The organism is Virgisporangium ochraceum (assembly GCF_016863655.1).
GTDB classification, from domain to species: domain Bacteria; phylum Actinomycetota; class Actinomycetes; order Mycobacteriales; family Micromonosporaceae; genus Virgisporangium; species Virgisporangium ochraceum.
Genome location: NZ_BOPH01000025.1, coordinates 38,534 through 62,019, shown reverse-complemented (window position 1 = coordinate 62,019; position 23,486 = coordinate 38,534). Strand labels below are relative to the sequence as shown.

Genomic DNA, 23,486 nt, shown 5'->3' with positions numbered 1-23,486 from the left:
AGGATGGGTTCCATGCAGAAGCCAGACGTGGGACCCATCGCGGGCCCGCCGCCCGCCGATCTCGTCATCGAGGACATCACCGTCGGTGATGGACCGGAAGCCCGCCCGGGGCAGCAGGTGATCGTGCACTACGTCGGGGTGTCGCACTCGACGGGCCGCGAGTTCGACTCGTCGTGGAACCGCAACGACACGTTCGACTTCCGACTCGGCGGCGGCCAGGTCATCCAGGGCTGGGACCAGGGGGTCGCCGGCATGAAGGTCGGTGGGCGCCGCAAGCTGACCATCCCGCCGCACCTGGGCTACGGCGACCGGGGCGCCGGTGGCGTGATCAAGCCCGGTGAGACGCTGATCTTCGTGGTCGACCTGGTCGGGGTCAACTGACCGTGGACGCGGTGGCGGGCAGGTTGCTGGCGATCAGCGACCTGCACGTCACCTACGCGGAGAACCGGGCGCACGCCGAGACGCTGCGGCCCGGTCACCCCGACGACTGGCTGCTCGTGGCCGGCGACATCGCCGAACGGGTCGCCGACGTCGAGTGGACGCTCTCCCTGCTGGCCGACCGCTTCGCGAAGGTCGTGTGGGCGCCGGGCAACCACGAGCTGTGGACCCAGACCAACGACGCCGAGCAGGTGCGCGGCGTCGGCCGGTACGACCGGCTCGTCGAGGTGTGCCGCGGCCTCAGCGTGGTGACACCGGAGGACCCGTACGTGCGGTGGAACGGGATCACGATCGTGCCGCTGTTCATCGGCTACGACTACACGTTCCGTCCGGCGGGCACCTCCACGAAGGAGGAGGCGCTCGACGTCGCGCGCAACGCCGGCGTCATCTGCACCGACGAGTACCGCCTCTTTCCCGACCCCTACCCGAGCCGCGACGCGTGGTGCGCCGCGCGCCTCGCGTCCACCCGGCAGCGCCTCGACTCCCTCGAAGCCGGCGCCCGCGTGATCTTCGTCAACCACTACCCGCTGGTGCGGGAGCCGACCCGGGTGCTGCGCTACCCCGAGTTCGCGCTGTGGTGCGGCACCGAGCACACCGCCGACTGGCACACGCGCTACGACACCGTCTGCATGGTCTACGGGCACCTGCACATCCCGCGCACCACGTGGTACGACGGCGTGCGGTTCGAGGAGGTGTCGGTCGGCTACCCGCGCGAGTGGCGCCGGTTCGGTGCCCCGCCCGGTCCGCGGCAGATCCTGCCGTACGCTGACCCGTCGTGATCTATCTCAGCGGGTACTCCGCACCCGGCGTGATCGCGACCGCCCGGGAGACCGACGACGGCCTCGCCGTGCAGTCCACTGTGGAGTGTGCGGGCAACCCGACGTACCTCGCGCCGTCGCCCGACGGCCGGTTCCTGTACGCGTTGCACGAGCTCGACGAGGGCCGGCTGAGCGCGTACGCCATCGCCGCGGACGGAACGCTGACGCCGCTCGGCGACGTGCCCAGCGGCGGCGGCTCGCCGTGCCACCTGTCCGTCCACAATGGACACGTGCTGACCGCGCACTGGGGAACCGGTGAGCTGACCGTCCATCCGGTGGCCGGCGACGGCACGCTCGGTGCGCCGTCACACGTGCTCGACACCGGCAAGGCGTCGGCGCACTGGATCCACCCCGACCCCACCGGCGAGTGGGTCCTCGCGGTGCACCTCGGCCTCGGCACGGTGACCACGTACGCGTTCGCCGACGGCCGGCTCGCTGAGCACCACGTCGCCACGCAGCCGTACGGCGCCGGTCCGCGGCACCTGGCGTTCCACCCCGACGACGACCGCGTCTACGTGGTCAACGAGCTCCACTCGACGCTCACCGCCGCGACGTTCGCCGGTGGCGTCGTGACCCTCGGCGACACCGTTTCCACGCTGCCGGCCGGCGTCGCGATGGCGAACCACCCGTCGGCGGTGCGCGTGACGCCCGACGGGCGCTTCGTGCTCGTCGCGAACCGCTTCCACGACAGCATCGCGGTGTTCACCACCGACCTGGAGCTGCTGGCCACGTACCCGTGCGGCGACTTCCCGCGCGACCTGGTGCTGACCACCGACGGGCGGCGCGTGTACGTCGCGAACGAGCGCGGCGGCGAGGTCGTCGCGTTCTCCTTCGACGACGGCGTGCCGACGCCGTTCGGCCGGCCGCTGCCCATGACGGGACCGTCCTGCGTGCTGCCGCTGTAGCTCCCCAGCCCGGCTCCCCAGCCCGGCTTATCAGCCCGGCTTATCAGCCCGGCTCAGCGCGCAGCGCGCGCAGCTGCCGGCGGATGTCGACCGCCTGGGGGACACCGAGCGCGGTGTAGAGGTCGAGCGCCTCGCGCCAGTACGCCCCGGCCGGGTCGACGTCACCCGCCGCGGCGGCCACCTCGGCCAGGCCGACGAGCGCACGCGCCTGGTCGCGACGGTCGCCGCCCGCGCGGGAGAGCTCGAGCGCGGACCGGTAGCAGGACTCCGCCCGGGCCGTGGCTCCGCTGCGCCGCAGCGTGTCGCCGAGGCAGATCAGCCCGTCGTGCTCCCGGCTCCTGTTGCCGGTGCGGCGGTAGATCGCGAGTGCCCGCTCGTGCTGCCGGATCGCCTCGGCGGTCTCGCCCCGACCCGCGTGCACCAGCGCGAGCCCGTTCAGGGCGGTGCCCTCGCTGTCGCGGTTGCCGAACTCCCGGTGGATCAGGAGGGCCTCCCGGAGATCGGTGACCGCGGCGTCGAGGTGGCCGAGCTCCACGCGGGCCAGCCCGAGGTTGTTCAGCACCATGCCGAGCCCGATGCGCTCGCCCGACCGGCGGTACATCGACACCGCGCGGGCGCCGGTCTCGACCGCCTCGCGGTGGTACCCCTGGAGCCGGTAGATCTCCGAGAGGTTGGCCAGGGCCTGCGCGCCGCCCATGCGCTCGTCGAGCTCGTCGGACATCTCCGCCACGGTCGTCAACGTCTCGACGGCCTGCCGGTACCGGCCGACGCGGGCGTGGCAGATGCCGAGGTTGGCGAGGATGCGCAGCTCGTTGCGCCGGTCTCCGCTGCCGCGCGCCTCCTCCAGCGCCATTGTGATGGACTCGATGGCGCGTTCGGGCTCGCCCCGGCGCGACCAGGTGGCGCCCGCCTGGTTGAACAGCTGCGCCCGGTGTGTGCGGTCGCCGAGCTCCGCGGTCAGCTCCAGGACCCGGGCGTTGAGGGCGAGCGTCTCGGCGTCGTAGCCGCCGACGTAGAGGAAGCGCCAGATGATGAGGTTGAGGTCGACGGCGTGCCGCGGCCACCCGTGGTCGGCCGCGTCGGTCACGGCGGCGACGAGGTTGCTCCGCTCGGTCTCCAGCCACGCCTTCGCCTCTGGCGCCGCGGACAGGTCCGGAACGGGCCCGTCCGGCGGGTCGACCGACGGGCGGCGGTGGCGTTCGGCGGGCACCATCCGGTCCATCGCCTCCGCGGCCGCGTACCGGTAGAGGTCCAGGAGCCGGGTGGACGCCGCGCGCCGGCTCGGCTCGTCGTCCTCGTCCACCGCCAGTTCCCGGGCGTACGCGCGGAGCAGGTCGTGCATCGTGTACCGGTCGGGCGCGACCCGCGTGACGAGGTGCGCACCGGCCAGCGTGTCCAGCGCCCGACCGGCCCCGGGGAGGTCCGTCCCCAGCAGCGCGGCGACGGCGTACCGGTCGAACTCGGTGCCGGGGTGCAGCGCGATCCGGCGGAACGTGGCGCGCGCCGCGGGGTCCAGCCGCCGGTACGACCAGGAGAACACGGCCCGGACAGCGCTGTACCGGTCGCCGGTGTCGAGCAGGTCGAGCCGGCGCCGCTCGTCGGTGAGGCCGGCGACCAGGTCGGCCAGGCCGATCTCCGGCCGTGCGGCGGCGAGCTCGGCGGCCACCCGCAGCGCCAGCGGGAGCCGGGCGCACAGGTCCGCCAGCGTCGCGGCGACCGCGGGTGCCGCGGCCACCGTCTCGCCGATCGTGGCGTGGAGCAGTGCCAGCGCGTCGTCCATGGGCAGGGCGTCGAGCCGCACGCGGTGCGCGCCGTCGCGGGCGACGAGACCGGCGAGCGTGTCGCGGCTGGTCACCACGACGAAGCAGGTGCGGCTGCCGGGGAGCAACGGTCGCACCTGGTCGACCGACGACGCGTTGTCGAGCACGATCAGCATGCGCCGGCCCGCGAGAAGGCTGCGGTACAGGGCGGCCCGCTCGTCGGTGTCGTCGGGGACGGTGCCGGGCACCACGCCGAGCGCGCGGAGGAACGCCGCCAGCGCCGCGGCCGGGTCGACCGGCCGGTCGGGGTGGTAGCCGTGCAGGTCGAGGTAGAGCTGACCGTCGGGGAACGACCCGGTCACCCGGTGCGCCCAGTGCACCGCGAGCGCGGTCTTGCCCACCCCGGCGGTCCCGGTGATCGCGAGGATCACCGGTGCGGTCGGGGTGTCGGCCACCCGGTCGAGCACGGTGTCGGTCTCGAAGATCTCGAGCTGCCGGCCGGTGAAGCCGGCGACCGGGAGGGGGAGCTGGTGGGGAACCTGCGCGACCGGTTCCTGCCCGGTCGGCGCGGGTTCGTGGGAGGTCAGGATCCGCCGGTGCACCTCCTGCAGCTCCGCACCCGGGTCGATGCCCAGCTCGTCGACGAGCCGCTGCCGGATCCGCGAGTAGCAGTCCAGCGCCTCGGCGCGCCGGCCGGTCGCGTGCAGGCCGCGCATCAGCATGGCGGCCACGTTCTCGGCGAGCGGGTTCTCGTCGAGCAGCTCGGTGAGCGGGCCGGTCAGCCGGTCGGGGTCGCCGGCCCGCAGCTCGGCGTGCGCCCACGCCAGCGCCGCGTTGAGGCGCCGCTGTCCCCAGACGCCGCGGGCGCGTTCGACCCAGCCGCCGGACAGGTCGGCCAGCGCGACGCCGCGCCAGAGGCCGAGGGCCTCGCGCAGCCGGCGGGCCCGGCCGGCGTCGTCGGTGTCGTCGCGTGCCCGCGCCACCAGGTCCTCGAACCGGTGCAGGTCGACCGTGCCGGGATCGACGTCGAGGACGTAGCCACCGGCCCGGTTGACCAGCACGCCCGACCGGTCGCCGCCGGCGCCCGCCAGCACCCGTCGCAGCCGGGCGATGTGGACGTACAGCGTCTCGCGGGCGCGTTCCGGGGGCTGCTCGCCCCAGATCCGGTCGATGACCGTGTCGAGCGTGACCAGCCGGCCGGCGTCGGCCGCCAGCACGGCCAGCAGCGAGCGCTGCCGGGCCGGGCCGAGAGCCACCATGCCCTCCGCCGACCACAGCTCCACCGGCCCGAGCACGCGAATGTCCATCGTCTGCGAATTGTTTCACGGAGCCCGGTGACGCCGTTCGATCTCGGAACCGGGTGGACACGCACCGGACCGATATAGTCCGGCGGTAACCGGGTCACGAGATCGTGAGGGGGACGGTGTGGCGGAGACCCGCCGGTACGACAGCCCCGTCCGGCTGGCGAAGACCCGCCGTACCCGGCTGCGCATCCTCGACTCCGCCCGCGACCTGTTCCTCACCGACGGCTACGTCGGCACCACGCTCGACGCGGTGGCCGGCCGCGCCGAGGTGAGCCCGCAGACCGTCTACAACCTGGTCGGTGGCAAGGCGACGCTGTTCAAGACCGTCTACGACGTCACGCTCGCCGGCGACGACGAGCCGATCCCGATGGCCGCGCGTCCCGAGCTGCAGCGCGTCGTCGACGCGGCGTCCCCGCGGGCCGCGCTTGTCGCCTACGCCGGGGCGGCCCAGGTGCTGTGGACCCGCACCGGTCCGCTGGTGCAGGCCGCCATGGCCCAGGCCGCCGCGGGTGACCCGGACCTGCGCGCGTTCGTCGAGACCATCGAGTCCGAGCGCCTCCACGGCACGCGAAGCCTCGTCCGCTCGCTCGACGAGCGGTTCGGCCTCCGTCCGGGGCTCACGGTCACCGAGGGCGCCGACCTCCTGTGGACGCTCGCCGGTCCCGACGTCATCGACCGGCTCGTCACGCGTCGCGGCTGGACCTGGGACCGGTTCCAGGAGTGGCTCGTCGACACGCTCCACCACGGACTGTTCGGGTGAGCCTGACGGGCACCGACGCCTACTCCGGACGCACCGGCCTGCCGCCGCTGGTGGCGGCCGCGGTCGAGCTGGCCCGCCGGTGCGGCTTCGCCTACTCGTGCCGGCCCGAGCAGGGCGAGCTCCTGCGGCTGCTGGCGCACGGTGTCGGCGCCGGCAGCATCGGCGAGACCGGCACCGGCTACGGCGTCGGCCTCGCCTGGTTGAGGTCCGGCGCCCACCCCGACGCCCGCCTGACCAGCATCGAGCGCGACCCCGACCGCGCCGCCGAGGTGCGCTCGCTGATGGCGGGCATCTCGGGCGTCACCGTGGTGACCGGCGACTGGCGCGACCTGCCCGGCGCACCGTTCGACCTGCTGGTGCTCGACGGAGGCGGGCAGGGCAAGGGGACCGACGAACCGCTCGACCCGGCCGACTGGCTGCGCCCGGGCGGCACGCTCGTCATCGACGACTTCACCCCGATGGGCGGCTGGCCGCCCGTGTTCGAGGGCCGGCCCGACGCGGTCCGGATGCGCTGGCTCGGTCACCCCGACCTGGCGACGGCCGAGATCAGGGTGACCCCGACGGACGCCACCCTGGTCGCGACCTACATCCGTTAGGCCGCGGTGGCCGCGGCCAGTTCGGGAGCGAGCGTGGCCCGGCGGCGGGGGAGGTTCACGTAGATCGTGGTGCCGCCGCCGGGGGTGTCGTCGATCTCCAGCGACGCCTGGTGCGCCGCCACGATGCGCCGGACGGTGGCCAGCCCGATCCCGGACCCCTCGATGTCGGGGCGGAGCCGGGTGAACAGTTCGAGGACGCGCTCGCGGTCGGACGCCGGGATGCCGATGCCGTTGTCGGCGACCGACAGCGTCCACCCGTGGACGTCCTCCTCGGCCGAGATGTGCACGATGCACGGCACGTCGGTGCGGCGGAACTTGACCGCGTTGCTCACCAGGTTCTGCAGCAGCGCGCGCAGCTGGGTCGGGTCGCCGATCACGACCGGCAGGTTCACGGCGGTCACCTTGGCGCCGGCGGCGTTGATCGTCGGTTCGAGGTCGTCGATGACGAAGCGGGCGACCTCGGCCAGCGGGACGCGCTGCAGGTCCTGCCGGCTGCCGGCGGACGCGTGCGACAGCACGTCCTCGATCATGCGCCACATCCGGGTGGCGGAGCTCAACGCCCGTTCCAGGCCGGAGCGGGCGTCGGCGTTGTTGGCGACCGCGGGCAGGTCGGCCACCGAGGCCACGAACCCGAGGATGCCGGTGAGCGGGTTCTTCAGGTCGTGGCTGACCTGGCCGGCGAAGTCGCGCAACGCGGCGTTCGACCGGAGCAGCTCGTTGCTGGTGGTGCGCACCTCGTGCAGCGCCTCGTGGAGCAGTTCGGCGTGCCGGCGCAGCTCCAGCACGTCCATCACCATGCGGGCCAGCTTGTCGAGGCCGTCGCGCTGCTCCGGGGTCAGGTCGCGGACCTGGTTGTCGAAGACGCACAGCGTGCCGAGCGTCTCGCCGCCGGGTTCGCGCAGCTGCGAGGCGGCGTAGAACCGGACGTTGTCGAGCGCTCCGGTGACGAACGGGTTGGTGTTGAACCGCGGGTCGAGGGTGGCGTCGGGGACGAGCACCGGCTCGCTCTCCTCGATCGTGACCGTGCACATCGAGTCGCACCGGTTGACCACGCCGGGTTCGAAGCCGGCGGCGGCCAGCTGCCGCTGGTGATCGGCGTCGATGATGTTGACGACGGCGTGGGGGACCCCGCACAGGAACGCCGCCAGGTCGACGACCGACTGCAGATCCGGGTTGGGGAGGGCGTCGAGCAGGCCGTACCGGGAGAGCGCCTCCAGCCGGGTCTGCTCGTTGGTCGCGAGGTCGGTTCCCTGAGCCACGTGTCGAGAATATGAAGGACGCTGGGCCGGCGTGCCCGGTTCGACGAGGTTGGCCGGCTTTCCGGCCGGTGCCGTCCGGCCGGTGGCCGGCCGGAGTCCGCAGGGGAACCAGCCTAGCCTCCTAGGACGTTCAAGGCGACGTGATCCACGCGCCCGCGCCGAAATCGGCACCTGGGCGCGACCCGTTCGGCGGTCCGGCGTTGAGCCTGGCGGAACCGGGACGCCGGAGCAGCGCGTCCCGCCGAGCGTCGAGGAGCGACATGACCGACCGGATCAGCCTGACCGCCGCCGAGCTGGCATTCCTGCTGTCGGTGAGCGGCACCAGCGGCTCGCCGGCACCGGACCTGCTCGGCTTCACCGACGCCGACCGCACCGAGCCGGTGATCGCGGCCGGCCTCGGGTCGCTGCTGCTGCGTCACCTGGTGGCGCCGGGGCAGGGGCAGCAGGTGGAGCTCGCGCCGGAGCTGGTCGCCATCACCGAGGGCCTGGCCCGGCCCCGCATCTGCGTGCAGGTCGGCCTCGTCGCCGACCAGACGGCCGACGGCGCGCTGCTGTTCGAGTCGGGCATCGTGCGGTTCCTGCTGGCGCCGCGGGCGTACCGCTGCTTCGACGTCACCGGGGTCGACCCGGCCGTCGACCGGCGGGAGCCGCTGCTCCAGCTGGCCCGCCCGTTCCTCGACGCGCACCGCCCCGCGGTCGCCAGCTTCACGGCGCACTCGGCCCAGGTCCAGAACGCGTGGGTGACCGTGTCCGTCGAGGCCGACGACCGGTGGAGCTTCGTCTCGGGCAGCGCCCCCGACGCCGCCCGCTCCACGCTCACGGCCGACGAGGCCATGGAACAGATCCGCGACGCCCTGGGCACCCTTCTCCCCGAGCTCAGCCCCACGGCCTGACCCGGACCCCCGCGCGCCGGGGCAGTCCACCCGCCGATCTTGCAGGTGTGGCCCCCGAGAAAGCGGGACATAGCGCGACAAAGACGCGGCCACGAGTGCAAGATCGGCGCGCGGCTCGGAACCATCGCGGACACAGGGGAAGGGCCCCGGAACCAGGTGGTTCCGGGGCCCTTCTGCCACGTATTAGGCCGACGTGGCGGTCGCCTCGCGGCGAGTTGCGAGACGCGGCTCCAGCCGAACGGTATTCCGCGAATGCTGTTTTCAGTTGAGGCCCGGGGACACTGTCCCACGCCGGCTTGTGCTCAACGGTACAAGCCGATCAACGCGCCGGCCACCAGCTAATCGGATACTTAACTCACAAGGCTCACGGGGAATTCTCAGACCGCCAGCAGGTTCCCGTCGGGCACCACGATCGAGGGACGGCCGAACTCCATCTCGGCGGCCGTCCGCTCGGCGGCGAACGCCGGTGCCTCGCCGGCGGCGCGGGCGTAGACCGCCGCCGTCTGGTCGGCGATGCGGGCCCAGCCGTAGCGTTCGCCGACCATCGCCTTGGCGCGGGTGGCGACCCGGCGGGCGAACGGCTCGTCGGCGAGCAGCGACCCGACGGCCGACGCCAGCGAGTCGGGGTCCTGGGCGGGGAACGTCACGCCGGTCTCGCCGGGCTGGACGATCTCGGCCAGCCCGCCCGTGCTCGCGACGGCGAGCGGGGCGCCGGCCGCGGCCGCCTCCAGCGCCACCATGCCGAACGGCTCGTAGATGCTCGGCACCACCATCGCGTCGGTGGCTGCCATCACCGCGGGCAGCTGGCCCACGCCGAGGAAGCCGGTGAAGGAGACGGTGTTCTGCAGCCGGTGCCTGCGGATCTCGTCGACCAGCTCCGACCTGTACGGGCCGTCGCCGGCGAGGACCACGCGGAGCCCGTCGTGCTCGGCGGCGAGCCGCGGCACCGCGGCCAGCAGGTCCTGCACGCCCTTCTCGTACACGAGCCGGCCGGCGAAGCCGACCATCGGTCCGGTGCCGGCGAACCGGGCCCGTGCGGCGACGACGGCGCGGGCCGAGGCCTGGAACGCTCCGACGTCGACGCCGTTGGCCACCGCCTCGATGCGCGCGGTGGGGATGTCGAGGAGCCGGTTGACCTCCCACCGCATGTACTCGGAGCAGACGATGACCCGGCACGCCTCGTGGGCCAGCCACCACTCGACGCTGTGGATCGCCTTGTTCATGGGCTCGGGCAGCCAGCCCTGGTGGCGGCCGGCCTCGGTGGCGTGGATCGTCGCCACCAGCGGCAGATCGAGGTGCTCCTTCAACGTGACGGCGGTGTGCGCGACCAACCAGTCGTGCGCGTGGATGACGTCGTACTCGCCGTTCTCCGCGGCGCGCAGCGCCGACCGGGTCAGCGTGTGGTTGAACGCCATCGTCCACGCGAGCATGTTCGCCGGGTCGAGGGGGAACAGCGGCGGGTCCTCCGGCGCCCGGACGATACGAACGCCCTCGGCGTACTCCTCGAGCGGAGCGCCGGGGGCGTGGCGGGTGACGACGGTGACCTCGTGGCCGGCCCGGACGAGCGCGGTGGACAACGCGTGCACGTGCCGGCCGAGACCGCCCACCACGACCGGCGGGTACTCCCAGGAGAGCATCAGGATGCGGGCCCGTTTACGGCCGTGGTCGGTGGTGGTGATCTGCACGAGGCCGCCTCTTCCCGGGTTGATCCACTACCAAACGCGCCCAGCAACAAATCACGCTCCCGGAAGGGGACCGTGTGGTTGTTGGTGTTGCCGGTGTTCGTACCGCAGTCTGCCGCGCGGCCATTAACGCCGGTGCAATTCTCATTTCCGCGACGTAAAGCCCGGTGGAAGACCACCTGAACGCCGGCGGTGGTGAGCCGAGACCTCATTCTGCCAGACGCGAATCGGTACCTCGAAGTAACTCGCGCGTCCCCGAAGGGCGGATTTCCGGTCCGTGCGAAAACTGGGGTCCCGCCGGCCCGCGCATCGATCCGTAACAGGCCGGCCCCACAATTGATCCATGATCGGAAGCGCCCAGGCAGAGGCGCGCCGGCTGGCCGACGCCGATGCGGGCGCCGCCGCCTGGCGCGCCTGGGGTCCGTACCTGAGCGAGCGGGCGTGGGGAACGGTGCGCGAGGACTACAGCGAGTACGGCACGGTCTGGGACTACTTCCCGCACGACCACGCCCGCTCCCGCGCCTACCGCTGGAACGAGGACGGCATGGCCGGGATCTGCGACGAGCGGCAGATCTTCTGTTTCGGGCTGGCGCTGTGGAACGGCGTCGACCCGATCATCAAGGAGCGGATGTTCGGCCTCGACGGCGACGGCGGCAACCACGGCGAGGACGCCAAGGAGTACTGGTGGTACCTCGACTCCACGCCGACGCACTCGTGGATGACCTGGCGCTACCACTATCCACAGCGGGCGTTCCCGTACCAGGACCTGGTGAGCACCAACGCCGCCCGGGGCCGGCACGAGCCGGAGTACGAGCTCGCCGACACGGGCGTCTTCGACGACGACCGGTACTGGGCGGTCACCGTCGACTACGCCAAGGCCGGTCCCACCGACCTGTGCATGACGCTCACCGTCGAGAACCGTGGGCCCGAGAAGGCCACCCTGCACCTCCTCCCGCAGCTGTGGTTCCGCAACACCTGGGCGTGGGGCCTGCCGGGCCGCGACTACGTCCCCGAGATCCGCGGCAAGAGCAGTGCTCTCGTCGCGGAGCACAAGGAGCTGGGGAGACTGGTGCTCGCCGGCGACGGCCGGCCGGGTCACCTCTTCTGCGACAACGAGACCAACAACCGGCGGCTGTGGAACACGCCGGGCCGCTCGCCCCACCCCAAGGACGGGTTCAACGACCACCTCGTGCACGGCGCCGACTCCGTGAACCCCGACGGCGTCGGTACGAAGGGCGCGCTCCACTACGTCCTCACCGTCGAAGCGCGCCAACAGACGCAGGTCCGCCTCCGCCTGACGCTCGCGCCCGACGGACCCGACCTCGATCTCGGAGAGGGGTTCGCCGGGGTCATGGCCGCGCGCAGGCGCGAGGCCGACGCCTTCTACGAGACGCACGTTCCGGCGGGCGCCTCCTCAGACGAGGCCCTGGTCCTCCGACAGGCGGTGGCCGGGCTCATGTGGGGAAAGCAGTTCTTCCACTTCGACGTGGCCCGCTGGCTCGCCGGCGACCCCGCCGGTGAGCCGCCGCCCGCGAGCCGGCAGTACGGCCGCAACAGCCACTGGTGGCACATGACCAGCCACGAGGTCATCTCGATGCCCGACCCGTGGGAGTACCCGTGGTACGCGGCCTGGGACCTGGCCTTCCACTGCGTGTCGATCGCGCGGGTCGACCCCGGCTTCGCCAAGAGCCAGCTCCTGCTGCTGCTCCAGGACTGGTACATGCACCCCAACGGGCAGATCCCGGCCTACGAGTGGGCGTTCGGCGACGTCAACCCGCCGGTGCACGCGTGGGCGGCGCTGCGCGTGTTCGAGCTCGACGGCGGGCGCGACCACGCGTTCCTCGCACGCATGATGCACAAGCTCCTGTTGAACTTCACGTGGTGGGTCAACCGCAAGGACACCAGCGGCAACAACGTGTTCGAGGGCGGCTTCCTAGGGCTGGACAACGTCGGACCGTTCGACCGCTCGGCGGCGCTGCCGGTCGCGGGCGTGCTGGAACAGAGCGACGGCACCGCCTGGATGGCGATGTACGCGCTGAACCTGATGGAGATCGCGGTGGTCCTCGCCGACCGCGACCCCGTCTACGAGGACCTGGCGACCAAGTTCTTCGAGCACTTCGCCTACATCGCCGAGGCGGCCTCAGCGTCGGGGCTGTGGGACGACGACGACGCGTTCTTCTACGACGTGCTGCGCACGGCCGACGGGCACCGGGTCCCGTTGAAGATCCGCTCCGTGGTGGGGCTGCTGCCGCTCGCGGCGGCCGTGACCATCCCGACGCGGCTGCTGCGCAAGCTGCCCGACCTCGCCAACCGGCTGCGCTGGTTCCTCACCAACCGGCCCGCCTACACCGACATCCTGGGCGCCCGCCGGTCGCACGGCGGACGCGACCTGCGGCTGCTGTCGATGGTGGGCACGGGACAGCTGTTGCGCGTGCTCACCCGGATGCTCTCCGCCGACGAGTTCCTCAGCGACTTCGGGCTGCGCACGCTGTCGCGCGCCCACCTGGACGAGCCGTTCACCGTGCACCTGGGCGGCAGCGACTTCACCGTCGGCTACGAGCCGGGGGAGTCGACCAGCGGGCTGTTCGGCGGCAACTCCAACTGGCGCGGGCCGATCTGGCTGCCGGTCAACTACATCCTGATCGACGCGCTGCGTCGGTACGCCGAGTTCTTCGGCGACACGCTGCTGGTGGAGTACCCGAGCGGCTCGGGGGAGCGGGCGACGCTCACCGGCGTCGCCGACGACCTCTCACGGCGTCTCATCGGCCTGTTCACCGTCGGAAGCGACGGACGCCGACCCTCCGCGCCATCGACGGGGCCGTTCACCGACCCGCTGTGGCGCGACCAGGTCCTGTTCTACGAGTACTTCCACGGCGACACCGGTGCCGGACTGGGTGCCTCCCACCAGACCGGCTGGACAGCGCTCGTCGTCGATCTGATCCTCGAACTGCACCGACGCCCGGTTTAGCCCCTCGATCCGCCAGTTGTCGGGCGCCGTGGGTAGATCGTTACATACACAACGGGTGATCTCGCACCGCTCGGCTTGACGGGGTGTAGCGGCACCGGTAGACCCATCGCCGAGAGGCTCGATTACCCGTTCCCCCTGGGGGTCGCCATGCCGAAGGCCGTCCGAACCTGGTTAGCGCTCGTCCTCGCCGCGCCCGCCGTCGTGCTCCTGCCGGCGCCCGCGCACGCGGCCACGATGGGATATGTCCGGCTCGCCCACCTGTCGCCCGACACCCCGGCGGTCGACGTGTACCTGAGCTCGGTCGCCGGCGGCGCCCCGCGGAAGTTCCCGGCGGTCGGCTACGGCACGGTCTCGACGTACATGCCGCTCGACAGCGGCACCTACTCGGTGGCGATGCGCAACGTCGGCGCGGCCGAGTCGAGCCAGCCGGTGCTGAGCACCAGCGTCACCGTCGTGGCCGGCGGCGCGTACACCGTCGCCGGGGTCGGCCGGTTCGCCGACCTCGGCCTGCGGGTGATCAACGACGACCTGAAGCTGCCCTCGGCGGGCAAGGCCAAGGTGCGGGTGGTCAACGCGTCGGTGCGCGCGCCCCAGCTCGACGTCTCGGTCGCGACCACCGGAACGACCATCGCCACCGGCGCGGCGTTCGCCACGACCACCGACTACCGGGAGGTCGAGCCGGGGAAGTGGCCGCTGAAGCTGCAGCCGAGCGGATCGACGAACGCCACTGAGGTCGCGGCCAACTGCGCCGCCGGTGGCGTCTACTCTGTGCTGGTGCTCGACGGGAAGAACGGCGGCCTCACGGTCGAGGTGCGCGTCGACGCGCGCGCCGGCGCCCAGGTTCCGCTGGGCGGCGTCGACACCGGAGCCGGCGGCAGCGCGCCGTTCCCGTGGGTGTCGACGGTCGCCGTGATGCTGGTGAGTCTGGTGGTGGCCGCCGGTGCGCTGGTGGTCGTCCGGCGCCGCACGGTGCCGGTGCGCGTGAGGAGGCCGCGGCAGCGGTGACCGGGGCCGACTGGCGGGTCATCCGGCACCGGTCCGGCACCCGCAACCTGTTGATCGCGCTGGCCGTGGTGGTCGTCGTCGGCCTCGTCGCGGGCGGCGCGGTCGTGCTGCGGCGCGACGACGGCCGGGGCGCGACCGCCGCGGAACCGGGTGCCTCCGCCTCGGCGTCTCCCGGCCCGCTGACGATCGAGGCGGCGCCGGCCACCGAGCCGGTCCAGCTGCCGCCGCCCACGCGGGTGCGCATCGCGTCGATCGGCGTCGACAGCCCGCTGGAGTCCCTCGCCGTCGACGCCGCCGGGGTGCTGCAGGGTCCGGTCGACTTCGGGAAGGCCGGCTGGTACGCCGCCGGGGTCGCGCCGGGCGAGATCGGCCCGGCCGTGATCGCCGGCCATGTCGACTCGGAGGCCGGCCCGGCCGTGTTCTACCGGTTGCGGGACCTGAAGGCCGGCGACGTGGTCGAGGTGGCCCGCGGCGACCAGTGGATCCCGTTCCGGGTGGTGGCCAGCGAGCGGTACCCCAAGAACCAGTTCCCCACAGAGCGGGTCTACCGGCCCGCGCCCGTGCCGGAACTGCGGCTTATCACCTGTGGCGGCACCTTCGACCGCAGTCGGCGGTCATATGAGGACAACATCGTCGTCTACGCGGTGGCTGCCTCATAGGGCCACGGCACTTACCCCGATAACGCCCGCGTACCGATCTGCCGGAACGGCATCGGACGAACCAACCGGGCCGCTAATGACCTGTACTGTGCGGGAGATCGAGGTCAAATCGCGGTTGCCGGGGCAATACGAAATCGTTACCGAGTCGATCAAACGATAAGCATTGCCCGGATCCAGGCGACCGCCTTGACTGATGGCGAAGTGTTTACCCGGAGTACTGCGTGCGGTCTCTCGTGTGCGGCTCCGGGAGATGACGGAAAGGACGGGGACATGTCCCTACGCTCCACCCGGCCGGGGCGCGCCAAGATGCGCGTCGCAGCTGCGATGGCCAGCGCGCTCGGCCTAGTGGTATCGATGGCGGCATGCGGTAGCACGGGCGAAGACGAGCCTGCGCAGACCGGAAGTATCGATTGCGGTCCATACGAAAAGTTCGGTGACCTCAAGGGCAAGACGGTCAGCTTCTACACCGGCATCGTGACGCCGGAGGACACCGCCTACATCAACTCCTTCAAGCCGTTCGAGGAGTGCACCGGCGTCACCATCAAGTACGAGGGTGACAAGGCTTTCGAGACGCAGATCCTGGTGCGTGCCCGCGCCGGCAACGCGCCCGACATCGCGATCGTCCCGCAGCCCGGTCTGCTGGCCCAGCTCGTCGGTACGGGCACGGTCAAGGAGGCCCCGCCGGAGGTTGTCGAGAACGTCGACAAGTTCTGGGCCAAGGACTGGAAGGCGTACGGCACCGTCAACGGCAAGTTCTACTCCGCGCCGATGAGTGCCAACGTCAAGTCGCTGGTCTGGTACTCGCCGAAGGAGTTCAAGGACAACAACTGGAAGGTCCCCACCACGCTCGACGAGCTCCAGAAGCTCTCGGACGACATCGCGGCCAAGGGCAAGAAGCCGTGGTGTGCGGGCATCGGCTCCGGTGAGGCCACCGGCTGGCCGGTGACCGACTGGATGGAGGACATGATGCTGCGGCTGTCCGGGCCGCAGGAGTACGACAAGTGGGTCAAGCACGAGATCCCCTTCAACTCCGCGGGTCCGCGCGCCGCGCTCGACGAGGCCGGCAAGTACCTGAAGAACGACAAGTACATGAACGGTGGTCTCGGCGACGTCAAGAGCATCGCCACCACCACGTTCCAGGACGCCGGTCTGCCGATCCTCCAGGGCAACTGCTCCCTGTACCGCATGGCGAGCTTCTACGCCGCCAACTGGACCCCGGGCACCACGGTGGCCGAGGACGGCCAGGTCTTCGCGTTCTTCCTGCCGGGTAAGACCGCGAACGACAAGCCGGTGCTCGGCGGTGGCGAGTTCGTGACCGCGTTCGCCGACCGTCCCGAGGTCAAGGCGTTCCAGTACTACATGTCCACCGACACCTGGGCGAACGTCAAGTCCAAGCTCGGCGGCACCGTGGTCAGCGCCAACAAGGGCCTGAAGATCGGCGAGTGCAAGTGCACCGACATCGACAAGCTGTCGCTGCAGCTGCTGCAGGACCCGAACGCCGTGTTCCGGTTCGACGGCTCCGACCTGATGCCGGCCGCGGTGGGCTCCAACGCGTTCTGGAAGCAGGCCACGGCCTGGATCACCGGCCAGAGCACCCAGGCCACGGTCGACAACATCGAAGCGGCCTGGCCGAAGTAGCAGGGCCGGGCGATCAGCTGACAAAGAAGGCTGAGTAGCTATTTCGCTGCTGATCAACTCGGGGTAGAACGGGACGGCCGGGCGCATCCGGAAACGGGTGCACCCGGCCGTCCCGCGCCCCTGCGGGGGACTTACAAGACGTAAGGGAGGTGACGGTCTGCGTGACCACCGCTGAGAAATTCATGGACATGTTCATCGCGCTGGCGATCTTCGCCGCGGTGATGGCGGTCATCCTGCTGATCGCGTCGCGGTTCGGCGGGCGGCGTGGCGACCGGGTCGTTGCGTTGCTGTTCCTGCTGCCGGTGGTACTGATGCTGGCGGTGGGTCTGGTATATCCGGGTGTTCTGACGATCATCAACTCGTTCTACGACGCCCCGGGTACCTCCTTCATCGGGTTCGACAACTACCAGACGATCTTCACGTCGAGCGATCAGCTCACGGTGCTGCGGAACACGGTCATCTGGGTCCTCGTGACCCCGTTCGTGGCCACCGGCATCGGGCTGCTGTACGCGATCCTCGTCGACAAGGCCCGGATCGAGTCGCTGGCGAAGGCCGTCATCTTCCTGCCGATGTCGATCTCGTTCGTCGCCGCGGCGATCATCTGGAAGTTCATGTACGAGTACCGGCCCGACCAGGGGAACATCAAGCAGATCGGTCTGCTCAACCAGATCGTGGTGTGGTTCGGCGGCGAGCCCAAGAACTGGCTCCTCGAGTCGCCGCTCAACACGCTGCTGCTCGTGGTAGTCATGATCTGGATCCAGGCCGGCTTCGCGATGACCGTGCTCTCGGCGGCCATCAAGGCGATCCCCGACGACGTGATCGAGGCCGCGCGGCTCGACGGCGTCACCGCCTGGGGCATGTTCCGGTTCGTCACCCTGCCGAGCATCCGGCCGGCCGTCGTGGTGGTCCTCACCACGATCGGTATCGGTACCCTGAAGGTGTTCGACATCGTGCGCACCATGACCGGTGGCAACTTCGACACCAGCGTCGTGGCGAACGAGTTCTACAGCCAGAGCTTCCGGGCCGACAACCAGGGCCTCGGCGCCGCCCTCGCGGTGCTGCTGTTCATCCTGGTGATCCCGATCGTCGTATACAACATCCGGCAGCTCCGGGCATCGGAGGCACGATGAGCACCGCCAGTCTTCCGACCACCACCACGCCGCCGGTGGCTGCGCCGGTCACCGCCTCGAGCAAGGCCAAGAAGAAGCTCACCAACCCGGTCGCGTCGATCGTGGCGCTGCTGATCGCGATCGTCTGGACGATTCCGACGTTCGGCCTGGCCGTCTCGTCGTTCCGACCGCAGGCCGACATCGCCAACTCCGGCTGGTGGACGTTCTTCACCGACCCCGAGGTCTCGTTCAAGAACTACCAGACGGTGCTCGCCGCCGAGGGCCAGTCGGCGCTCGGCAGCTACTTCGTCAACTCGTTCGTCATCGTCATCCCCTCGGTACTGATCCCCCTGGTGCTCGCGACGTTCGCGGCGTACATCTTCGCGTGGGTGAAGTTCCCCGGACGTGACCTCCTGTTCATCGCCGTGTTCGCGCTGCAGATCGTGCCGATCCAGGTCACGCTGCTCCCGCTGCTGTCGCTGTTCGTCGACCTCGACCTGAGCGGCACGTTCTGGCCGGTGTGGCTCTCGCACTCGACGTTCGCCCTGCCACTGGCGATCTTCCTGCTGCACAACTTCATGAAGGAGATCCCGCCGGGTCTCCTGGAGGCCGCACGCGTCGACGGCGCCGGTCACGTGGCGATCTTCTTCCGCGTGCTGCTGCCGCTGCTCACCCCGGCGCTGGCGGCGTTCGGCATCTTCCAGTTCCTGTGGACCTGGAACGACCTGCTGGTCGCGCTGACCTTCGCCGGTGGCGGCCCCGAGACGGCACCGATCACGGTGGCGCTCGCCAACCTCAGTGGTACGCGTGGCAACGCGTGGCACCTGTTGTCGGCTGGTGCCTTCGTGTCGATCATCGTGCCGGTCGTGGTGTTCCTGGCTCTGCAGCGGTACTTCGTCCGTGGTCTTCTGGCCGGTGGTCTGAAGGGGTAGTTGCTCTTTCACGTGGGGGGCTCCGGGGGCGGAGTGCCCCGCGACGGCAGATTTCACAGCGTTTATGCCGTCGCGGGTCACTCCGCCCCCGGAGCCCTCTTGTGGTTGCGGCCGGTCCCGCCCCCCGCGCTCTTTGAGCTTGGAGGTGGTGGGACGGGGTTGTTTCTTCTACTCGAGGATCCAGAGCATGGAGGGGTTGCCTGGGGTTCTCGGGCGCCAGAAGACGTGTTGGACCACCACGAGTTTGCGGTTGTCCTCGCTGATGGGGCCCAGCGTGTAGTGGGAGATGCCGTGCTCCTGGACGGACAGGCCGTAGACGGTGTAGCTGAACTGCTGGGCGATGGAGGCCCTCGTGGGGTCGTCGCCGGCGATGGTGACCGTGCCGGGGGTCTCCAGGTGGACGCCGGCTTCGAAGAGCTTGCCCAGGACGCGTTCCAGTTCGGGGCCGATGTACGCGGTGAAGAGGGTGCCGCGGTCGAGGGCGTCGCTGGCCGCGAAGGTGCCGTTGCCCGCCATCGCCTTACGGACGGCGGCGTAGTCGTGGGCGTTCCACGCCCTGGTGTAGGCCGCGATCGCCTCGGTGGCCGCGCGTTCCGCCTCCGACTGGTGCCGCACGTAGAACAGGGCGCCGGCCAGCGCCACGGCCACGGCGACCGCCGCGGCCAACGCGATCTTCAGCCTCAGGACGGTGCGGTCGGGCGGCGGCGGTGCGTCGGCCGCGCCCTCCCGTTCGTCCTCCGGTAGTTCCGCCGGGAGGACGGTGACGGTGACGGGGGTTATCTCGAGGTGCCGGTCGTCGTCCATGTCGACCTATCCATGCGTGACCTGGGCGGGTGTCCTCTCAATTTACCGACGGGCGCGGGGCTGCGACAGGTTGCCGCCTACAGTTGGCCGATGGGCACCAACGACGAGTGGTGGCGCAGCGCCGTCATCTACCAGGTGTACCCGCGCTCGTTCGCCGACTCCGACGGCGACGGGTTCGGTGACCTGCCGGGCATCGCCTCCCGCCTCGACCACCTGGCCGATCTCGGCGTCGACGCCGTCTGGCTGTCGCCGTTCTACCCGTCGCCGCAGGCCGACGCGGGCTACGACGTCGCCGACTACCGGTCGGTCGACCCCCTCTTCGGCACGCTCGGCGACTTCGACAAGCTGGTGGCCCGGGCGAAGGAACTGGGGCTGCGGATCATCGTCGACCTCGTGCCGAACCACAGCTCCGACGAGCACGAGTGGTTCCGGGCGGCCGTCGCCGGGGGTCCCGGTCACCCGATGCGTGAGCGGTACGTGTTCCAGGACGGCCGCGGGCCCGGCGGTGACGAGCCGCCGGGCGGCTGGGCCAGCGTCTTCGGCGGCCCGGCGTGGACCCGGATCACCGAGCCCGACGGCCGGCCCGGCCAGTGGTACCTGCACCTGTTCGACGTCCGTCAGCCCGACTTCAACTGGGACCACCCGGCGGTGCGCGCCGAGTTCGACGACATCCTGCGGTTCTGGCTCGACCGCGGGGTCGACGGGTTCCGGGTCGACGTGGCGCACGGGCTGGTGAAGCAGCTCGACCGGATCGACTGGGCCGGCGGCAGCAGCGGTCCGGTCGTCTTCGACCCGCATGCCGAGGCGCCGCCGATGTGGGACCAGGAGACTGTCCACGACATCTACCGCGAGTGGCGGTCGGTGCTCGACTCGTACGGGCCCGACCGGATCCTGGTGGCCGAGGCGTGGGTCGAGCCGCCGGAGCGGCTGGCCCGGTACGTGCGCCCCGACGAGATGCACCAGGCGTTCAACTTCGAGTACCTGCTGGCGCCGTGGGAGGCCGACGCCCTGCGCCCGCTCATCGCGCGCTCGCTGGCGGCGGGTGCGGGCGTGGGAGCCCCGACGACGTGGGTGCTGTCGAACCACGATGTCGTGCGCCACGCGTCCCGCCTGGGCTTTCCGACGGATGAGGCGCCGCGGACCGGGGTCGGCGCCGACGACCCGCAGCCCGACGCGGAGCTGGGCCTGCGCCGCGCGCGGGCCGCGACGCTGCTGATGCTGGCGCTGCCCGGTGCGGCGTACCTGTACCAGGGCGAGGAGCTCGGCCTGCCCGAGCACACCACGCTGCCCGACGACGTCCGGCAGGACCCGACGTGGCGGCGGTCGTCGTTCACGTCCCGCGGCCGCGACGGGTGCCGGGTGCCGGTCCCGTGGCGGTCCGACGCGCCGGCGTACGGGTTCTCGCCGACGGGCGCGAGCTGGCTGCCGCAGCCGCCGGCGTACGGCGAGCTCGCGCCCGACCGGCAGCGCGGTGTCGACGGTTCCACGCTGGAGCTGTACCGCGCGGCGCTGCGGCTGCGCCGTGAACGCGGGTTGGGACTGGGGGAGCTGACGATCCTGGGGCCCGACGCGGGAGCGGTGCTCTCGGTCCGGAACGGGTCGACGCTGGTGGTCGCCAACACGGGCACCGAACCGGTGCGGCTGCCCGACGGCGCCTGGCCGCTGCTGTCGAGCGGACCGATCGGGCCCGGCGGCACCGTGCCCGGCGACACCACGGTGTGGGCCAGCGTCTGACGGTCAGACGACCCTGGCGGTGAACAGGGTGACCGCCGCGGTCACCGGGGCCTCGACGGACTCGACCACGAGCCGCGGGCTGATCGTCGTGATGCCCTGCGCGTCGGTCAGGGTGATCTCGCGGCCCTTCCCCGCGGAGGCGACGACCTGCACCCCTGTCCCCTCCGGCCGGCAGGTCAGCTGAACCTGGGTGACCGCGGTCTGCGGGCTCGGAGAGGAACGCGCTTTCCCCGCGGCGCCCAACGACGCCTGCGCGCTGCCCTGCCGCTTCACGAGCGTGAGGACGCCGTCGCCGCCGACCGTGGCGTAGTAGCCGGAGGCCGCGTCCGCCCCGACGCACGCGACGCCCACCCGTCCGCTTCCGGCGCCCCGCCCGACCGGCTGGAACTCGGCGTCGATGACGATCGGCGCGGTGCCGGCCGCGGTGACCGCCCGTCCGGGCGCCACGCAGACCTGTGCCGGCTGCGCCGCGGTGAACCGCAGGCCCGCCTCGACGGCGCAGCCCGGGCCGGGCGACCAGTCGAGCGGCTGCTGCAGCGTCGCCACCGTGCGGGTGCCCTTGAGCGGCCACGGTCCCAGCGCGGCGAACAGGCAGGCGACGAGGTCGCGCCGGTGTGGCGCGGCCTCGTCGCGCCGCACGACGGGCGGCTCGATCGGCAGGTACGACGTGCCGTACGGGGCGCCGAGGTACCCGCCGTAGGCCTTCTCGCAGGCGCCGCGGGCGGCGGCCGTGCGGACCTCGGCGCCGGGGTCCCGGGCGAACGGCAGCCGCCCGACGTAGAAGACCTCGCCGGTGTGCTCGCCGTTGCACGGCACCGTGTACCGGAAGTTCGACGTGCCGCCGACGAAGCTGAAGCACTCGCCGGTGCGCAGCGTCAGCCCGCCGTCGGGGAAGCCGTCGGTGGCGGCCTTCGCGGGGTCGGCGAGGGCCGCCGCGACGCGCGCGCCGTCGTCGCGGTCGGCCACGGGAAAGCCCTTTCTCAGGACCGGGTGCAGGGGCCCCGGCAGGTCGGCGAGGCCGACGCCGGCGTCGTACGTCTCGTGCCGGTGGTGCGGCGACAGGCCGGCGATCACGACCACGCGGTCGCCGTCGGCGCCGAGGAAGTGCCGGTAGCCGACCCGGTTCGACACCCCACCCGCGCCGAGCGGCGCGAGCACGAGCAGCACGAGCACGGCCAGCGCCGGGTAGCGCCCGAGCGGGCGGTACAGGCGCCCGGCGGTCACCGTCGCGACGCTCGCCACGACCGCCACCAGCACCCCGAACGCGCCCGCGGGGGAGAGCAGCCCGGACAGCGGCGTGGCCGTGACGATCCCGAGGAGCCCGCCGGCGAGCTGGTAAGCGCTGTCCTCGAGCCCCGGCCGGCCGCGGAGCAGGTGGAGCACCGCCACCGTGGCCAGCACCAGCCCGGCGGCCCGCCCGAGAACCGCGTCACGGACGAGCCGGGCCGCCGACAGGCCGAGGGCGAGGGCTTTCCTGTCCCGCCAGAGCGCCACCCACGCGACGGGCGTGCGCGGGCCGGTGGGCACGAGCGCGAGCAACGGCACGAGCGGCAGCGCGTAGACGACGAGTCCGACGGTCGCGCGGGCCAGCCCGAAGAGGACGCGGCCGGGTTCGCCGGGGTGCAGCCAGCAGACCAGCCCGAGCAGGACGACGGCGCCCGCCACCACGGCGGTGCGCACCGGCGACGCCAACGAGGGGCGGCGGTGGGAGCGGGGGACCTTCGCCGGTGCGCGTTCCGCGAGATCGGGGGTGCTCGTGGCGGGTCCCGTTGCGCCTTCTGGTTTCTCCGCGCTTCCTGCCGGTCCCGCGCGTTCCGCCCTGGTGACGCTGTCCGCTCTGGTGGCGCTTTCCGCCGGTCCGACGGTGGGTGGGGCGGTGCCACGCGCGGCCGCGTGTGCCGCGCGGACCAGCGGGGCGGCGGCCCAGCCCAACCCCGACGCGACCGCGAGCGTGAGGACGGCCCCGACGCCGCCCGGCGCCGCTCCGAAGCCGGCGATCGCCGCCAGCCCGATGCCGGCGCCGGCGACCAGCGCGAACCCGGCCGCGACCAGCGCCGTCACGCGGGCCGAACCGGCCGCGGCCGCGGTCGGGCGAGCCGGACCCGACGCGACCAGCGGCTTCACGCGAGCTGAACCGGACATGCGGCCTTCGTTCCGGTGCGCCCGATCGGATGTGCCCGATCAGGGCGCCAAAGTCAGGCGGCCGACCGGCATGGCGCCGG

At 71.7% G+C, this 23,486-nt stretch carries 18 protein-coding genes; 13 read left to right on the top strand and 5 right to left on the bottom strand.

Translation table 11 applies throughout. The annotated features are described in order from the left end of the window. Window positions 1-3: 3 nt before the first annotated feature. Genes Voc01_RS11755 through Voc01_RS11745 form a run of 3 tightly spaced genes read left to right on the top strand, consistent with a single transcriptional unit; the run spans window position 4 to window position 2,161 of the window. A complete protein-coding gene (locus Voc01_RS11755) occupies window positions 4-381 on the top strand; it encodes an FKBP-type peptidyl-prolyl cis-trans isomerase (RefSeq protein WP_373873805.1) in 378 nt (125 codons plus the stop codon). A gap of 11 nt (window positions 382-392) precedes the next feature. Beyond that, a complete protein-coding gene (locus Voc01_RS11750; RefSeq protein ID WP_203927381.1) occupies window positions 393-1,217 on the top strand; it encodes a metallophosphoesterase family protein in 825 nt (274 codons plus the stop codon). After that, on the top strand, window positions 1,214-2,161 hold the full coding sequence (locus tag Voc01_RS11745) for a lactonase family protein (protein WP_203927380.1): 948 nt from the start codon (window positions 1,214-1,216) through the stop codon (window positions 2,159-2,161). Before Voc01_RS11750 ends, Voc01_RS11745 begins: the two co-directional genes overlap by 4 nt. A 43-nt stretch (window positions 2,162-2,204) precedes the next feature. Here Voc01_RS11745 and Voc01_RS11740 read toward each other — a convergent pair whose 3' ends face one another. Beyond that, entirely contained in the window at window positions 2,205-5,228 is a 3,024-nt protein-coding gene (locus Voc01_RS11740; protein WP_203927379.1) for an AfsR/SARP family transcriptional regulator, read from the bottom strand. 118 nt (window positions 5,229-5,346) lie between these two features. Here Voc01_RS11740 and Voc01_RS11735 point away from each other — a divergent pair, with 118 nt between their 5' ends. Together Voc01_RS11735 and Voc01_RS11730 are read left to right on the top strand one after the other, a co-directional pair. Next, window positions 5,347-5,985 carry a TetR/AcrR family transcriptional regulator gene (locus Voc01_RS11735; RefSeq protein WP_203927378.1) on the top strand — a complete coding sequence of 213 codons (639 nt, stop codon included), beginning with the start codon at window positions 5,347-5,349 and terminating at the stop codon, window positions 5,983-5,985. Further along, entirely contained in the window at window positions 5,982-6,581 is a 600-nt protein-coding gene (locus Voc01_RS11730) for an O-methyltransferase (protein WP_203927377.1), read from the top strand. Before Voc01_RS11735 ends, Voc01_RS11730 begins: the two co-directional genes overlap by 4 nt. Here Voc01_RS11730 and Voc01_RS11725 read toward each other — a convergent pair. Continuing rightward, window positions 6,578-7,840 (bottom strand): sensor histidine kinase, encoded by a 1,263-nt coding sequence (locus Voc01_RS11725; protein WP_203927376.1) that lies wholly within the window; start codon window positions 7,838-7,840, stop codon window positions 6,578-6,580. The two genes, Voc01_RS11730 and Voc01_RS11725, sit on opposite strands and share 4 nt — an antisense overlap. Before the next feature lie 260 nt (window positions 7,841-8,100). On the opposite strand from Voc01_RS11725, the gene Voc01_RS11720 reads away from it, so the two are divergent. Further along, window positions 8,101-8,733: a hypothetical protein gene (locus Voc01_RS11720; protein WP_203927375.1), complete on the top strand. Its 633-nt coding sequence runs from the start codon at window positions 8,101-8,103 to the stop codon at window positions 8,731-8,733. 377 nt (window positions 8,734-9,110) lie between these two features. On the opposite strand, the gene Voc01_RS11715 is transcribed toward Voc01_RS11720, so the two are convergent. Then, window positions 9,111-10,370: a glycosyltransferase family 4 protein gene (locus Voc01_RS11715; RefSeq protein WP_203927407.1), complete on the bottom strand. Its 1,260-nt coding sequence runs from the start codon at window positions 10,368-10,370 to the stop codon at window positions 9,111-9,113. Between the two features lie 388 nt (window positions 10,371-10,758). Here Voc01_RS11715 and Voc01_RS11710 point away from each other — a divergent pair, with 388 nt between their 5' ends. From Voc01_RS11710 to Voc01_RS11685, 6 genes are all read left to right on the top strand, one after another. After that, the gene (locus tag Voc01_RS11710; RefSeq protein ID WP_203927374.1) at window positions 10,759-13,383 is read left to right on the top strand and encodes an MGH1-like glycoside hydrolase domain-containing protein; all 2,625 of its coding nucleotides are present in this window, start codon (window positions 10,759-10,761) and stop codon (window positions 13,381-13,383) included. A 147-nt stretch (window positions 13,384-13,530) separates the two neighbouring features. Further along, window positions 13,531-14,388, top strand: coding sequence for a DUF4397 domain-containing protein (locus Voc01_RS11705; protein ID WP_203927373.1), 858 nt, complete (start codon window positions 13,531-13,533; stop codon window positions 14,386-14,388). Continuing rightward, entirely contained in the window at window positions 14,385-15,047 is a 663-nt protein-coding gene (locus Voc01_RS11700) for a class F sortase (RefSeq protein WP_239160123.1), read from the top strand. The genes Voc01_RS11705 and Voc01_RS11700 overlap by 4 nt, the downstream gene beginning before the upstream one ends. A 306-nt stretch (window positions 15,048-15,353) precedes the next feature. Further along, the gene (locus Voc01_RS11695) at window positions 15,354-16,685 is read left to right on the top strand and encodes an ABC transporter substrate-binding protein (protein ID WP_373873808.1); all 1,332 of its coding nucleotides are present in this window, start codon (window positions 15,354-15,356) and stop codon (window positions 16,683-16,685) included. 182 nt (window positions 16,686-16,867) lie between these two features. Further along, complete coding sequence (locus Voc01_RS11690) at window positions 16,868-17,815, top strand: carbohydrate ABC transporter permease (protein ID WP_203927405.1); 948 nt, start codon at window positions 16,868-16,870, stop codon at window positions 17,813-17,815. Then, window positions 17,812-18,726, top strand: a complete 915-nt coding sequence (locus Voc01_RS11685; RefSeq protein ID WP_203927371.1) for a carbohydrate ABC transporter permease — start codon at window positions 17,812-17,814, stop codon at window positions 18,724-18,726. Before Voc01_RS11690 ends, Voc01_RS11685 begins: the two co-directional genes overlap by 4 nt. Window positions 18,727-18,894: 168 nt before the next feature. Here the strand turns inward: Voc01_RS11685 and Voc01_RS11680 are convergent, their stop codons facing one another. Continuing rightward, a complete protein-coding gene (locus tag Voc01_RS11680) occupies window positions 18,895-19,530 on the bottom strand; it encodes a hypothetical protein (RefSeq protein WP_203927370.1) in 636 nt (211 codons plus the stop codon). Window positions 19,531-19,620: 90 nt separating this feature from the next. On the opposite strand from Voc01_RS11680, the gene Voc01_RS11675 reads away from it, so the two are divergent. After that, the gene (locus tag Voc01_RS11675) at window positions 19,621-21,264 is read left to right on the top strand and encodes a glycoside hydrolase family 13 protein (protein ID WP_203927369.1); all 1,644 of its coding nucleotides are present in this window, start codon (window positions 19,621-19,623) and stop codon (window positions 21,262-21,264) included. A gap of 3 nt (window positions 21,265-21,267) precedes the next feature. On the opposite strand, the gene Voc01_RS11670 is transcribed toward Voc01_RS11675, so the two are convergent. Beyond that, window positions 21,268-23,406: a TrbL/VirB6 family protein gene (locus Voc01_RS11670; protein ID WP_203927368.1), complete on the bottom strand. Its 2,139-nt coding sequence runs from the start codon at window positions 23,404-23,406 to the stop codon at window positions 21,268-21,270. Window positions 23,407-23,486 lie beyond the last annotated feature (80 nt).

Excerpts from the sequence above, each read along its gene's own strand:
- Voc01_RS11675 (WP_203927369.1), top strand. The coding sequence starts at position 19,621 with ATGGGCACCAACGACGAGTGGTGGCGCAGCGCCGTCATCTACCAGGTG.
- Voc01_RS11740 (WP_203927379.1), bottom strand. The coding sequence starts at position 5,228 with ATGGACATTCGCGTGCTCGGGCCGGTGGAGCTGTGGTCGGCGGAGGGC.
- Voc01_RS11755 (WP_373873805.1), top strand. The coding sequence starts at position 4 with ATGGGTTCCATGCAGAAGCCAGACGTGGGACCCATCGCGGGCCCGCCG.
- Voc01_RS11685 (WP_203927371.1), top strand. The coding sequence starts at position 17,812 with ATGAGCACCGCCAGTCTTCCGACCACCACCACGCCGCCGGTGGCTGCG.
- Voc01_RS11715 (WP_203927407.1), bottom strand. The coding sequence starts at position 10,370 with ATGCTCTCCTGGGAGTACCCGCCGGTCGTGGTGGGCGGTCTCGGCCGG.
- Voc01_RS11690 (WP_203927405.1), top strand. The coding sequence starts at position 16,868 with ATGGACATGTTCATCGCGCTGGCGATCTTCGCCGCGGTGATGGCGGTC.
- Voc01_RS11680 (WP_203927370.1), bottom strand. The coding sequence starts at position 19,530 with ATGGACGACGACCGGCACCTCGAGATAACCCCCGTCACCGTCACCGTC.
- Voc01_RS11705 (WP_203927373.1), top strand. The coding sequence starts at position 13,531 with ATGCCGAAGGCCGTCCGAACCTGGTTAGCGCTCGTCCTCGCCGCGCCC.
- Voc01_RS11695 (WP_373873808.1), top strand. The coding sequence starts at position 15,354 with ATGCGCGTCGCAGCTGCGATGGCCAGCGCGCTCGGCCTAGTGGTATCG.
- Voc01_RS11720 (WP_203927375.1), top strand. The coding sequence starts at position 8,101 with ATGACCGACCGGATCAGCCTGACCGCCGCCGAGCTGGCATTCCTGCTG.
- Voc01_RS11670 (WP_203927368.1), bottom strand. The coding sequence starts at position 23,406 with ATGTCCGGTTCAGCTCGCGTGAAGCCGCTGGTCGCGTCGGGTCCGGCT.
- Voc01_RS11710 (WP_203927374.1), top strand. The coding sequence starts at position 10,759 with ATGATCGGAAGCGCCCAGGCAGAGGCGCGCCGGCTGGCCGACGCCGAT.